Origin of the sequence: Streptomyces coeruleorubidus (genome assembly GCF_008705135.1) — a bacterium.
Lineage (GTDB): Bacteria > Actinomycetota > Actinomycetes > Streptomycetales > Streptomycetaceae > Streptomyces > Streptomyces coeruleofuscus.
The window spans coordinates 6,271,293-6,283,410 of record NZ_CP023694.1; the positions used below are offsets into that span (position 1 = coordinate 6,271,293).

General features: G+C 70.7%; 12 protein-coding genes. 7 read left to right on the forward strand and 5 right to left on the reverse strand.

Features of this window, described 5'->3' with window-relative positions:
- Positions 1-2: 2 nt before the first annotated feature.
- Both CP976_RS29130 and CP976_RS29135 read right to left on the reverse strand, forming a co-directional pair.
- On the reverse strand, positions 3-1,811 hold the full coding sequence (locus CP976_RS29130; RefSeq protein WP_229875585.1) for a rhamnogalacturonan lyase family protein: 1,809 nt from the start codon (positions 1,809-1,811) through the stop codon (positions 3-5).
- A 132-nt stretch (positions 1,812-1,943) separates the two neighbouring features.
- Positions 1,944-2,513 carry a helix-turn-helix domain-containing protein gene (locus tag CP976_RS29135; RefSeq protein ID WP_150483000.1) on the reverse strand — a complete coding sequence of 190 codons (570 nt, stop codon included), beginning with the start codon at positions 2,511-2,513 and terminating at the stop codon, positions 1,944-1,946.
- A gap of 69 nt (positions 2,514-2,582) precedes the next feature.
- Here CP976_RS29135 and CP976_RS29140 point away from each other — a divergent pair, with 69 nt between their 5' ends.
- A complete protein-coding gene (locus CP976_RS29140; protein ID WP_150483001.1) occupies positions 2,583-3,281 on the forward strand; it encodes an AzlC family ABC transporter permease in 699 nt (232 codons plus the stop codon).
- On the forward strand, positions 3,278-3,610 hold the full coding sequence (locus CP976_RS29145; protein ID WP_150483002.1) for an AzlD domain-containing protein: 333 nt from the start codon (positions 3,278-3,280) through the stop codon (positions 3,608-3,610). The genes CP976_RS29140 and CP976_RS29145 overlap by 4 nt, the downstream gene beginning before the upstream one ends.
- Positions 3,611-3,635: 25 nt before the next feature.
- Here CP976_RS29145 and CP976_RS29150 read toward each other — a convergent pair whose 3' ends face one another.
- From CP976_RS29150 to CP976_RS29160, 3 genes are all read right to left on the reverse strand, one after another.
- A complete protein-coding gene (locus tag CP976_RS29150; RefSeq protein ID WP_150483003.1) occupies positions 3,636-4,139 on the reverse strand; it encodes an Asp23/Gls24 family envelope stress response protein in 504 nt (167 codons plus the stop codon).
- Positions 4,140-4,263: 124 nt separating this feature from the next.
- A complete protein-coding gene (locus tag CP976_RS29155) occupies positions 4,264-5,532 on the reverse strand; it encodes an MFS transporter (protein ID WP_150483004.1) in 1,269 nt (422 codons plus the stop codon).
- Between the two features lie 472 nt (positions 5,533-6,004).
- Complete coding sequence (locus CP976_RS29160; RefSeq protein ID WP_167537441.1) at positions 6,005-7,027, reverse strand: LuxR C-terminal-related transcriptional regulator; 1,023 nt, start codon at positions 7,025-7,027, stop codon at positions 6,005-6,007.
- 115 nt (positions 7,028-7,142) lie between these two features.
- Here CP976_RS29160 and CP976_RS29165 point away from each other — a divergent pair, with 115 nt between their 5' ends.
- The 5 genes from CP976_RS29165 to CP976_RS29185 are packed head-to-tail and all read left to right on the forward strand — an operon-like array spanning position 7,143 to position 12,096.
- Positions 7,143-7,706, forward strand: coding sequence for a TIR domain-containing protein (locus tag CP976_RS29165; RefSeq protein WP_167537442.1), 564 nt, complete (start codon positions 7,143-7,145; stop codon positions 7,704-7,706).
- Entirely contained in the window at positions 7,699-8,904 is a 1,206-nt protein-coding gene (locus CP976_RS29170; RefSeq protein WP_150483007.1) for a hydroxymethylcytosylglucuronate/cytosylglucuronate synthase, read from the forward strand. The genes CP976_RS29165 and CP976_RS29170 overlap by 8 nt, the downstream gene beginning before the upstream one ends.
- Before the next feature lie 13 nt (positions 8,905-8,917).
- Positions 8,918-9,913, forward strand: a complete 996-nt coding sequence (gene blsE, locus CP976_RS29175; RefSeq protein WP_150483008.1) for a cytosylglucuronate decarboxylase — start codon at positions 8,918-8,920, stop codon at positions 9,911-9,913.
- A gap of 3 nt (positions 9,914-9,916) precedes the next feature.
- Complete coding sequence (blsF, locus tag CP976_RS29180) at positions 9,917-10,873, forward strand: CGA synthase-related protein (protein ID WP_150483009.1); 957 nt, start codon at positions 9,917-9,919, stop codon at positions 10,871-10,873.
- Positions 10,874-10,932: 59 nt separating this feature from the next.
- Positions 10,933-12,096, forward strand: a complete 1,164-nt coding sequence (locus CP976_RS29185; protein WP_150483010.1) for a DegT/DnrJ/EryC1/StrS family aminotransferase — start codon at positions 10,933-10,935, stop codon at positions 12,094-12,096.
- Positions 12,097-12,118 lie beyond the last annotated feature (22 nt).

The following is a 12,118-nucleotide window of genomic DNA, read 5'->3' on the forward strand; positions in this document are numbered from 1 at the left end:
CCTCACGGCGCGTACGTGATGTCCGGCCGGGGCGGCGCGGCCATGCCCGCCCCGAGGAAGTAGTCGACGTGGTGGGACTGCATGTAGCCCTTGAACGTCATGGCGTTCCGGTAGGCGGGGTTGTGGGCCAGGGTGTACAGCCGGTGGGGCGTCGGCTGGTTCGTCGTGAAGACGATCAGTTCGTCGTAGGACGCGTTGGTGTACACGGCCTCCTCGCGCCAGTCGCCGAAGAGGTCGCCGACGAGGGTGGGTCCGCCCTGGGCGGCCCTGACCGCGCCGTGGTTCCAGGTGCTGACCAGCCGGGGCAGGCTGCCGCTCGGTGTGGGGCGGGCCGGGTCCCACTTCTCGATCTTGCCGTCGTTGAGCAGCTCCATGGTGAGGTCCCCGTCCCACCACAGACCCAGCTGCGGCCAGGGGCGCAGCGAGGTGTCCGGCTCGGTGAGCCGGTTGGCGGCCGCGTTGTAGAGACCGGAGAAGGACCAGACCTCCATGCCGGGGAAGCGCGGGTCGACGTCACCCGCCATGCCGCGTCCGACGTCGGCAGGACCACCGCCGTGCCGCCAGATCACGTTGCCGGTCGCGGCGTCGTAGTGGTACTCGAGCAGACCGCTCGGGTTGTCCTGCTGCACGCCGTAGCCCTCCAGGCCCGGACGGCCCGGGTCGATGTCGGCGATGTGGAAGCGGTCGCCGTGGACGATGCCCTTCGGCCCCATCGAGTAGCGCAGCGAGCCGTTGCCGCCCAGCACGAACCCGATCTCGGCGACCTCGTCCGTCCCGTCGCCGTCGACGTCCACGGCGCGTGTGTTGTGCCCGTCGGGCGCGTCCTGGCCGCCGCGCTCCCACGTCCACTGGCGGTCCAGTGAGTCGCCGTCGAACCTCCAGGCGCCCATCATCAGGTTGAAGGCCCCGTCGTTCCGCCGGTTCTTCATGAAGGCGACCAGGCTCGGCGTGCTGCCGTTGAGGTACGCCACCCCGAGGCGCGCGGCCATCGGGCCGTCCGCCAGGTACGTCGTGGGGACGGCGGACCAGTTGCGGAGTGCTCCGGTCCGGCCGTCGAGTACGGCCATGAACTGCCGCGCGTCGTTCTCGTGCGTCCAGGTCGTCCCGTCGCCGAACCTGACCCCGTCGGCGATCCGCAGGGCGACCTCCGCACGGCCGTCGCTGTCGAAGTCGTAGACCGTGACGCCGTCCCAGTGGCCCAGGTCGATCGCGGACGACCCCGGCTCGATGTTGTCCTGGTTCAGGCTGTTCGGTCCCAGGTCGACCTCCCAGAGGAAGTCGCCGTCACCGCTGTACGCCTCCAGCTTCTGCGGGGAGGTCTGCCGGTCGACGACATAGTCGTACTCGCCGTCACCGTCGAGGTCGCCGGCCCAGACGAACTTCACCGCACCGCCGGGCCGTAACGGCACCCGCACCACGGGCTCCACGGCATGACCGGCCGACAGCGTGAAGGCACCGCTGGGGGCCTGCTCCTGACCGCCGACGACCGGGGTCACGCGGTAGCTGTTGGAGCGGGTGAGATCGGCCGTGGAGTCGGTGTAGTTCGTCCCGCCGGTCAGCACACCCGAGTTGAGCTTCACGTACGCGCCGCCGGCCGTGGACCGGTACACGTTGAACCCGATGCCCTCCGGGTCGAGCCCCAGCAGCCGCCAGGAGACCAGGACCTGGGTGCTGCCGGCGCGTACGGCCACGACGCCGCGGCCGAGGTTCTCCATCACGCGTGCGGCCTTCACCACCGGGGCGGGGCTCGCGGCGGCGACGGTGAGTGTGGCGCAGACGGCCAGGGCCGTCGCCGTGATCCTCATGCGCATGACAACCCTGTCTCCCTCACGCCAGCGATTGAAGCGTTTTCACAGCTGTGATGGAAGCACCGAGCTGAGTACCCGTCAATACTGGCGGAACGGCACGATCCCCGACCGGAAACGCTTACAGGGCATGGGCGATCAGCGGTGCTCGGAGACGAGCACGGCGCGAGTGCCGGGCTCCAGCGCCTGGAAGACGTGCGGCACGTCGGCCGGATAGCAGATGTAGTCGCCCGGGTGGAGTTCCACCGGCTCGTCGGCGACGCCCACCACGGCCCGGCCCGCGCTGATCACGACGTGCTCGACGACTCCGGGCGGGTGCGGCGCCGAGGAGCGCCGCGGCCCCGGCTCGGCGGCGACGCTGTAGACGTCCCGCCGGGCCCCGGGCGGGGAGGCGGCCAGGAGCGTGGCCCGGTAGTCGCTCTGCTCGGACCCGACGGCCGGCCCTTCCCCGGCCCGGATCACCTGGACCTGCGGCCGCGACACGGCCACCAGCCGCGAGAAGGGGATCCCCAGGGCCACGCAGAGCGCCCACAGCGTCTCCAGGCTGGGATTCCCGGTGCCCGACTCCAGCTGGGAGAGCGTGGACTTGGCGAGCCCGGCCCGGCGGGCGACCTCGGTGAGGGACAGCCCCGCCCGGACGCGTTCCGCCCGCAGGGACGCGGCTATCACTTCGATCGGGGGTTTGGGGGCGGGGCCGGTGTCGGACATGGGGTGTTCGCTCCAGGGGGCATTCGTTCGTCTTGACGAACATCGTAAGCCGTGTTCACTATAAAAAACATGCGTTCGCTCTGGAGAACACCGAAGGGTCGCACACTGGAGGGCCCGCTGCTCCGCGACATCGCGCTGGTCTGCCTGGCGGTAGGTGTGGTCGGCCTCTCGTACGGCGCCGTCGCGGTCACGTCCGGGTTCGCCTGGTGGTTCCCGGTCCTGATGGGGGTGCTCGTCCTCGCCGCCTCGTCCGAGTTCCTGTTCGTCGGGATCATCGCCGCCGGGGGCAGCCCGATCGCCGCGCTGCTGGCCGGACTGCTCGTCAACGCCCGCCATCTGCCGTTCGGTCTTGCGGTACCCGACGTCCTCGGGCGGGGCCGGCGCGGAGCCCTCGGCGCACATCTCATGAACGACGAGACGGTCGTCTTCGCCCTGGCCCAGGACGAGCCGGAGCGCAAGAGGGCCGCGTACTGGCTCTGCGGCCTGGGCATCCTGGTCTGCTGGCCCGTCGGCGCCGCGCTGGGCGCACTGCTCGGCAGCGTCGTGCGGGACACCGGCGCACTCGGCCTGGACGCCATGTTCCCCGCGGTGATCCTGGCGCTGACCCTGCCCGCGCTGAAGGACAGGCCCCTGCGGCGCACGGCACTGTCGGGCGCGGCTCTGGCCCTGACCGTCACCCCGTTCCTGCCGGCGGGCCTGCCGGTGCTGCTGGCACTGGCCGCGCTGCCCCTGTTCGCCGCCGAGACGAAGAAAGAGGCGAGGCAATGAGCGCCGCCGTACCGCTGCCGCCGACGCTGGCGGCGATGCTCGCCCTCGCGGCCGGCACGTTCCTGCTCCGCCTCTCCGGGCCGGCCCTGCGCGCGAGAATCACGCTCCCGGAGCGCGCCGGGAAACTGCTGGAGGTCTCGGCGGTCCTCCTGCTCGCCGCCCTGGCCGCCACCTCCGCCCTCACCGAGGACCACGTCTTCACCGGCCCCGCCCGACCGCTCGGGGTCCTGACCGGCGGAGTTTTCGCCTGGCGCAGGGCCCCGTTCCTCGTCGTCGTGCTGGCGGCGGCGGGCACGACGGCACTGCTGCGGCTGGCGGGAGTTCGGTGACACTCTCTCCGGCGGACCTGGATCCTCAGGCGACGCGCCGGCTCTCCTGCTCGGACTCGCCCTCGCCTTCGTCCTCCTCGTCCGGCAGATGGACATCGCCGACGGCGATGTTGACCTCGACGACCTCCAGCCCGGTCATCCGCTCCACCGCGTTGATGACATTCGTCCGGATGTCCGCGGCGGTGTCGGCGATGGCGGCGCCGTACTCGACGACGACGTCGAGGTCGACGGCGGCCTGGCGCTCACCGACCTCCACCTTCACTCCTTGAGTGACCCCGGTGCCCCCACCGGGCACCCGCTGGCGCACGGCACCGAAGGCCCTGGTCACCCCTCCACCGAGGTTGTGCACCTCGGGGATCTCCCGGGCCGCCATGCCCGCGATCTTGGCCACGACCGTGTCCGCGATCGCGGTGCTTCCGCGGACCTCCGGGGGAGCGGTGCCGTCTCCTCTGCGCCCCTGCGGTGCCGTGCCCGCGTCCTGCTTTCCCGTCCCAGGGGCGCTGTTCCTGCGCTGTGTGGTCTCCGTCATGACCGTCACCTCGATGATCGGTGCGGGGTATGAGCAGTGTCGTTCCTATCCACCCGTATCCACCGTAGAGCACTGGTGCATATGGGGCGAAAGTGCCCGGATGCCTGAACGCTCACGACCCCCGTCAACGATCTTGCGCGGCGGCGGGCGCGGGCACCGCGGCATCACGGCCCAGCAGATCACGGCAGGCGAAGGCGACGAGGGCGGCGACCAGCGCCGTGCCGAAGGCCGCGGCGAAGACGCCGCGCGGACCGGCCGGTTCCATGAGCAGGCCGCCCGCCTGCTGCCCGAGCGCGTCGCCCACGACGGTGGCCACGGAGGCCCAGGTGAACGCCTCGGTCAGGGACCGGCTGTCCGCCACCGTACTGACCAGGGTCATCTCGCACGCGGCCGTGAGCGCGATGGGCACGCTGCCCACAGCCAGCGCGAGCGCGAGTGTCAGAGGGCTGGTCGCGAGCAGCGGCAGCGCTGTGCCGAGGGCGAAGGCGAGTATCAGCCGCGGGAAGCGCAGATGCACCGCGACCTCGGACTGGGAGCGGCCCAGCCACAGGGCGCCCACGGCGCTGCCCACGCCCCAGCAGGCGTACACCAGGCCGGTGCTGTCCCGCGAGCCGTGTGCGTCGACGAAGGCGGGGATGGCCAGCGTCATCAGCCCGATGGGTACGGCGCCGAGCACCATGACGCCGGCCAGCGCGAGCATCGGCTGCGACCGCAGCGGCCCCAGCAGGCTGCTCCGGCCGGTCTCGCCGTCCGCGTCGCCGGCTGCCTCGGCTCCTGCCGCGCCGTCCGTCTCCTCCGGTACGCGGACGAGGGCCAGCCCGATCGCACCGGCACCGCCGATCACCGCGACGACGGTCAGCGCCCTCCCGGCGGAGCCCGTCAGCATCAGCGCCGCCAGCATCAACGGCGCCCCGATCACCAGCACTTCGGTGAGCAGCGCTTCCCACAGGTAGGCGGTGTCCCGCTCGTCGTCCCGGAGTGGCAGGCGGGCCCACAACGACCGCATGCAGGCGTTCGCCGGGGGCAGCACGACACCGGCGAGCATGGCGAGCAGCGGCTGTGCCCAGTCGCCGGGCCCGGTCGTCCACACCAGCGCGGCCAGCGCCGTCGGGTAGAGGACACCGGTCAACGGCAGCACGGTCCTCCGCCCCCGCCGGTCGGCCCAGCGCGCGATGAGCGGGCTGCCCAGCGCCATGCCGACGGTGTAGAGCCCCGAGACCAGACCGGCCTGCGCGTAACTGCCGCCCTGCTCGCGTACGACGAGCACCATGGCGAGGGACATCAGATAGACCGGCAGCCTGGAGACCACGCTCCACCAGGCGGGGCCCGCGACATGGCGGCGCGTGAGCAGGGCGGCGAGACGACGGGTCAGGCCGTTCGGCTTGGCTTGCATATGTCCTGTTCCGTGATGGCCCGGTGCGGGCGGCGTGCGAGTGCCGGCGCGGGGCGGGAGGCGCGGCAGTTCCTCCCGGGAGGCGACCGCCGTACGCATACCCGTGGCAGGCGGTGAACTCGCATGCGGGACCGGTACCGCCGTGATCGCGGTCGCGCTCCGGACGCCTCCGGTCGCAGAACCGGGGTGCCCTATGCTACGGCGTGCTGCCAACGGGGCACGGACGGCTGGCAGTTCACACCGCTCACAGTGATCGACAGTGGCCGCACGCCAGATCCTGTGTCTGCTCTTCAGCGCGGACGGTCAGGTCCGCGAGACGCCCGAACCGGCATGGGACGAGGGCCGGGTGGACCGCCGCCGGTGAGTGCGGGAGTGTGGGGCTCGCTCGGCGGGTCCCGGTGCGTCACCGGGGCCGCGGCCACGCGTGCGGTGCGCCGTGTGGACGGCGGCCCGGGTGCCCCCTGGCGAGGAGCTACGCCGTCACGGCGGTCCCCGTCCCGCCGCTGGGGGGCGCGGAATGGCCCGGGAAGGCCAGCAAACCGGTCGTGCCGATCAGATAGGCGAGTTGGGGCCGGCTGCGGCTGCCCAGTGCGTCCGAGGTCTTCTTGATGTGCGTGGCCACCGTACGGACGCTGATGCCGAGGCGTTTGGCGATGGCCTCATCCGTGAAACCGTCCACCATGAGCCGGAGGACCGCCCTGCGCGTCTCGTTGCTGATGCGCGGCGATCGCTGGGACACGGCCTTCGGGTCGACGGGCCGGGCCCGCGCCCACATGTACTCGAACATGGCGGCCAGATAGTTCACCAGGCCCGGATGCTGCACCGCGAGCGCCGAGGCACTGCGGTCGCCTTCGCCCGGAACGAAGGCGATCCTCCGGTCGCAGATGATGACACGGTCGAACACCTCGTCCAGCGTCCTGACCTGTCCTCCTACCTCGGTCACGCGCTCTATGTACGCCATCGTGGGACCGTGATTGCGTGCGGTGTGCCCGTACAGCGTCCGCTGCGCGACGCCCCGTTCGTTCAGCTCCCGGTCCCGCTGCAGCGCCTCCATGAGCATCTGGGGTGACCGCCCGCCGCCGGGCTGCGCGGTGAGCAGCTCCTCCCGGCAGGACCGGACCTCCTGCTCCAGCACGGAGGCGATCACGGCCGGGTCGTCCAGGGTCTCCACCGGCGCCAGGCGCTGGCGATGGGCCTTGTCGTAGATGGAACGTATCCCGTCAATGGCGAGCAGGGTATCCGACAAGGCTTTTTGCTGATTCTTTATCGTGTATTCGATGGGGCGCGCCTTCTTGGCGTAGGCGACGTCCGGAGGAACGGCAAGGAAACCCTCGGAGGATTCCGGGTCGGGGCGGAGCAGGCCGAGCTCCAGTAAGCACTGGGGAATGTCCCCGGAGATACTGCCCTCGCAGATCGCGTATTCGTAGGCGGCTTGTCCCCGCTCGCAGAGTTCGATCATGCCTGTTTTGCCCGTTGCGCACATGTTCTTGCACATTTGCTCCTCCTTCATGTTCTGTCCTGCAAGGTCATGCTCGCATGATCCCCTTGTTCGTGACACGTGACACGGGATGTCCTGATCACTCCGCGAGCGCCGGCAGAAACGGACCGAGGTGTTCACGCACATGTCGCATGTCTTTCTCGCTGCCCCATACACACAGTGGATGGATTGGTCGACCGGAGAGCTAAATCCCTGCCGCAAGAACTACCTTCAGACACTTCGACAGGCATTCATCGACCGAGGGCACGCGGTATTCAACGCGCATCAGAACGAACAGTGGGGGAGGGGCTGGCTCGCGCCCGAGGTCTGCACACCCGCGGACTTCCTCGCCGTGTCGAACGCGGATGTGCTGTGCGTCATTGTCGGGGAGCCGCCGTCCCCCGGCGTGATGGTCGAGATCGGCTGGGCGTCCGCACTGGGAGTTCCGATCGTTGTGCTCCAGGAAGGCGATTCCGTTCCGGCCCTGGTGGCCGGCATCGGCGAAGTCACCAGTACGACGCGGTGCCGTCTCCCGGAGGAACTGACCGAGCAGAGTCTCGCCGACATTCTGACGACCGTGGAGAAGGCGGCTGCGTCCCCGCGGACCCCGCGGGTGACCGAGCCGGTCGCCGGATATCCGAAGACGTTGCTCCCGTACGGCTACGAGGCGGCCCAGCAGCCCATCGACCATGTCTGACCAGCAGATGCGCGCAGGCTCGCGCCCGCTGCGGATCCTGGCTTCGGGGGTGAACTTCGGGTGGGGGAGCGCCGGCAAACTCTCCAGCGTGCTCCGGGCGCTCCGGTCCCGGGCGGACCTGGAGGTCACCGGAATCGGCACCGAGCTGGGGCGGCCCGTCCTGACCGGCCTCGGCATCGCGCGCTGGCGGACCGTCGACGTCTCGGACGCGGCTCAGCTGAACGCGCTGGTCGCCGAACTGGCTCCGGACCTGGCGCTCGTGATCCTGGACCCGGAACTGGCCACCGCACTGCAGCGCGCCGGGTGCCCTGTGGTCTACGTCGACAGCCTCCCGTTCCTGTGGACCGAGCACGACCCCTTGCCCGTTGACGTCGAGCTGTACTGCGCCCAGCGCACGCTGCCCCTGCCGCCCGCCGCCGAGACCGCCATGAGCCGGGTGAGGAACCTGACCTGGGTCCCGCCCATCGTCCCCCACTCCGCCGGCCTGGCAGGAGCGGCGTTACAGGCGGAGAGCGGCGCGGTCGAACGGGAAGCCGGTCTCGCCGTCCTCAATCTCGGCGGGCTGCACTCCCCGTTCACCGGCAGCGCCGACGACTCGTATCAGCGACTGGTCCTCGAGCCCGCGCTCGACGCCCTGTCGAGGGCGGGAGCCGAGCGGGTGGTGATCACCGGGAACCTGCCGCCGGACACCGAACTGCCCCCGTCCGGCGCGATGACCGTGGAAGCCCGCAGGTGCGCCCACGACGACTTCGTCGACCTCCTGCTGAGGGCCGGTCGGATCGTGACGTCACCGGGGCTGACCACCCTGCTGGAGATCGCGGCGGTCGACAGGAGCGCGGTACTGCTGCCGCCCCAGAACCTCAGCCAGGTGCTCAACGGAGACCTCGTCGAGCACGGCTGCTCCGCGCGGCTGCGTACCTCCTGGCCGGAGCAGGTGCTCACGCGCGCGAGCATCGACGCCTGGCACCGCCAGGGCGAGGAGTACGCCGTCGAGCGCATTCGCGCGCGCATCGCCGCCGCCTGCGCCGAGCCCCTGCGCGACGTCGTGACCCGCGAGCTGAGCACCGGCATCGACCAGGGGCTGGACCTGCTGGCGAACGGTGCCCCGTCCTTCGCTCGCATCGCCCAGGACTTCGGCGGGGCCGAGCGTGTTGCGGCAGAGATCCTCTCCCGCGTGCCCGCGACCGCTGCTGCCTGAAATGTGGGGAACCATGACGAACACCCGGAACAAGTATCTGTTCATCCGCATCCTCGAAGCGTGCAATGCCGACTGCTTCATGTGCGAATACGCCCTGTCCCGTGACACGTACCGGTTCTCGCCCGAGGACTTCGCCGAATTGCTTCCGGAAGCGGTATCGGCCGGAGTCGGATACGTGCGGTTCACCGGCGGCGAGCCTCTGATGCACCGCGAGATCATCGAACTCGTACGCACGGGCGCCGAGTACGGGATGAAGATGTCCCTCATCACCAACGGCATGTTCCTGCCGCGCTTCGTGGACCGGCTCGCCGAGGCCGGTCTCGCCCAGGTGATCGTGAGCATCGACGGTTCCTCGGCGGAAACCCACGATGTGTACCGCCGTTCCCCGGGGATGTTCTCAGCCGGTTTGGAGGGCCTGCGGCGGGCCGGCGAACTGCGCATAATCCCCCGGGTCAACACCGTCGTCGGCCCGCACAATTACGGGCAGATGCACGATCTGCAGGGCGTGCTCACCGAGGCGGGCGTCCAGCAGTGGGAGCTGTCGGCCATCAAACTCGGCCGGGACATCCGGTACCCGGATCCCGCCGACGTTCTCGCGGCGTGCGAGCCGATTTACCGAGCCGACCCAGAGACGACGCTGGTCCCGCTGGGAAAGCGGTTCTACGGTGACACCCCCGAGGAGCAGAAGCTCTATTTCGAGGAATCGATCACGCCCCGGCCCTCGGGGCCGCTGTGCCTGGTGACCGACGACGTCATCTACCTCGACGGCAAGAACGGCCGCGCCTTCTCCTGTAGCTGCCTCCCGCACGCGGAGGACGACTCCGGCCCCGGGGGCGCCCCGCTGCACAACGCCTCCGGCAAGGTGGAACTGGCCGGGCCCGTCTTCCGGGAGCACGCCGACGCCTTCAAGGCGAACGGCCCCACGATGTGCAACGGCTGCTCCGCCACTGCCGCCGGGTACAGCGACGACCTCGCCCGGCTCGGCGCCGTCCCGGAATGGAGCTACTGACCCATGGAGACACGGCTCAGCTCCGTACAGGCGGGCCTGACGGTCCTGGCGGCCGCCCTGCCGGACGATCCCGAGTCGCAGACCGTACTGGGCTGGATCTGCGCTCATCTGACCGAAGTCGAGCTGCTCCCCGGCCAGGAGCCGGGGAGCGCCGCAGCCCAGTCGCCGGAGGCACCGGCCCGTGTCGCGGTCATCTGCGACGACACCGCCCTCGCGGAGCACACCGAACGCGCCGGAACTGCGGTGGTCTTCGTGTCCAGTACCGGGGTTGCGCCCACGAACGGCTGGCCCGCCGCCCGCATCCGGAGCATGCACCGGCCCGGCTGGCTGCCGGGCGAACGGCACCAGGGCGTCCACCAGGCCGGGACGGTCGCGCCGCCCCGGGCGGTGCGGGCCCGGAACGGTCGTGGGGCCCTGATCCGCCTTGCCGTGCCGGAGGCCGCGGACACGGCGGACAGCACCCGTCTGCTCCGCACGGCACAGGACGCACTGGCGGAAGCCGCCGACTGCCCGGTCTTCGCCGTGCACCTGTACGGCCCGGGGAGCGCGTCGGCCACCGAAACGGTCACCGCGCTGCTGCCGGGGGCCACCGTGTACCAGGACCGCGATCCGGCGGCCGAACGAGCACTGTCCGAGGCGTCCCTGCTGGTCTCCTCGCCGGCCCTGACGAGTGTGACACTGGCCCAGACGGCGCGGATTCCGCTCGCCCTGCTGCCCCCGCTCGGCGCCCACCAGCAGCGGGCCGTGGCCGTGCTCGACTCCGCAGGCGCTCCCCTCGCCGTCCTCAGCGGCGACCACGCCCGCCGGACGGACGAAGCCGAAGCACTGCGCCGCGCCCTCGACGCCCCGGACGAACTGGCGCACTGGGCCGACGCCGCCCAGCAAGCCGCCGGCGACGACCGGCGCGGGGCGCAGCGCATCGCCCGCAAAGTCCGCCAGCTGCTGCTCGCCCCCATGTGACCCGGATCAGCCGACGTGCCGCGGCAACGCGGCGCCCCGCACCGATTGTTGGAGCCACCATGCTGCGCAGACTGCCCTACGGAGCGAACTACCTGCAGTGGGACGAGATGGCGGAGCTTCGCGGCGCCATCGAGGACAAGGCGCTCTTCAGGTACATCTCTTCCGGCACCAGTGTGTCCAGCCGACTGGAGCGACTGGTCGAGGAGCGGCTGGGCGCCACCAGGGCACTGGCCGTGCACAACGGAACCGAGGCACTGCGTCTCGCCCTCATGGGCACCCGCCCCTCCGCGGGCGATCCCGTGTACATACCGGCGGTCACCTTCGTCGCCGTCGCCGGCGCCGTGCTCTCCTGCGGTCTCGTGCCGGTGCCGGTGGACGTCGACGAGCGGTGCGCCCTGGACCCGACGCTGCTGCCCACGGACGCGCAGCGCGTGATCGTCGCCCACATGGAAGGCATGGTCGGGCCCCTCCCGCAAGGCATTCCGTACCTGATCGAGGACACCGCCCAGGCCATGGGCGGCCGGCACGCCGACGGCCGGCACGCCGGAACGGCCGGATACGCGGGAACCTTCAGCTTCCACCACGCCAAGGTGCTCACCTCGGGCGAGGGCGGACTCGTCGTCGTCCGGGACCCGGACGACTGGGAACTGCTGCGCTCGTACCACGACCACGGATCCGACCGGGAGCACGGCAAGTACCCGGTCTGGCGCGAGGGCTCTTTCTACGGTGAGAACTTCTGTGCCAACGAGGCAGTGGCCGCGGTCCAGCTCCAGCAGTTCCGGCACCTCGACGAAATCCTGGCGAGCCTGGAGCAGCATCACCGGATGCTCTCCACGGAGCTGCACGACCGTCCGGACATCCGCCAGGTGCCCCGTACCGACGGCGACGTGAAGGTGAGCGTCCGGATCGAGCTGGACTCCCCCGAGCTGCGGGACCGCGCGCTGAACGAGCTGACCGACAAGGGTCTGCCGTGCTGGACGCTGGACAAGTACTTCCTGCCCGGGCATCCCGTGGTGCGGGACCGCGCGTCCGTCTACGCCGACGGGTTCCCGTGGAACCTGGACGACGGCTCGGAGCGCTACCGGCCCCGCAGCCGTGACGGCTTCCGGGCCACCCGGCAGCTGCTCGCACGCACGCTCTGCCTGCCCCTGGCCCCGGAGCTGGACGCGGCCGGCCAGGCTCAGGCGGCCAAGGAAGTGGCAGCCACGCTGGCCGCGCTGTAGCCGACCGCACCCCTGCCGCATC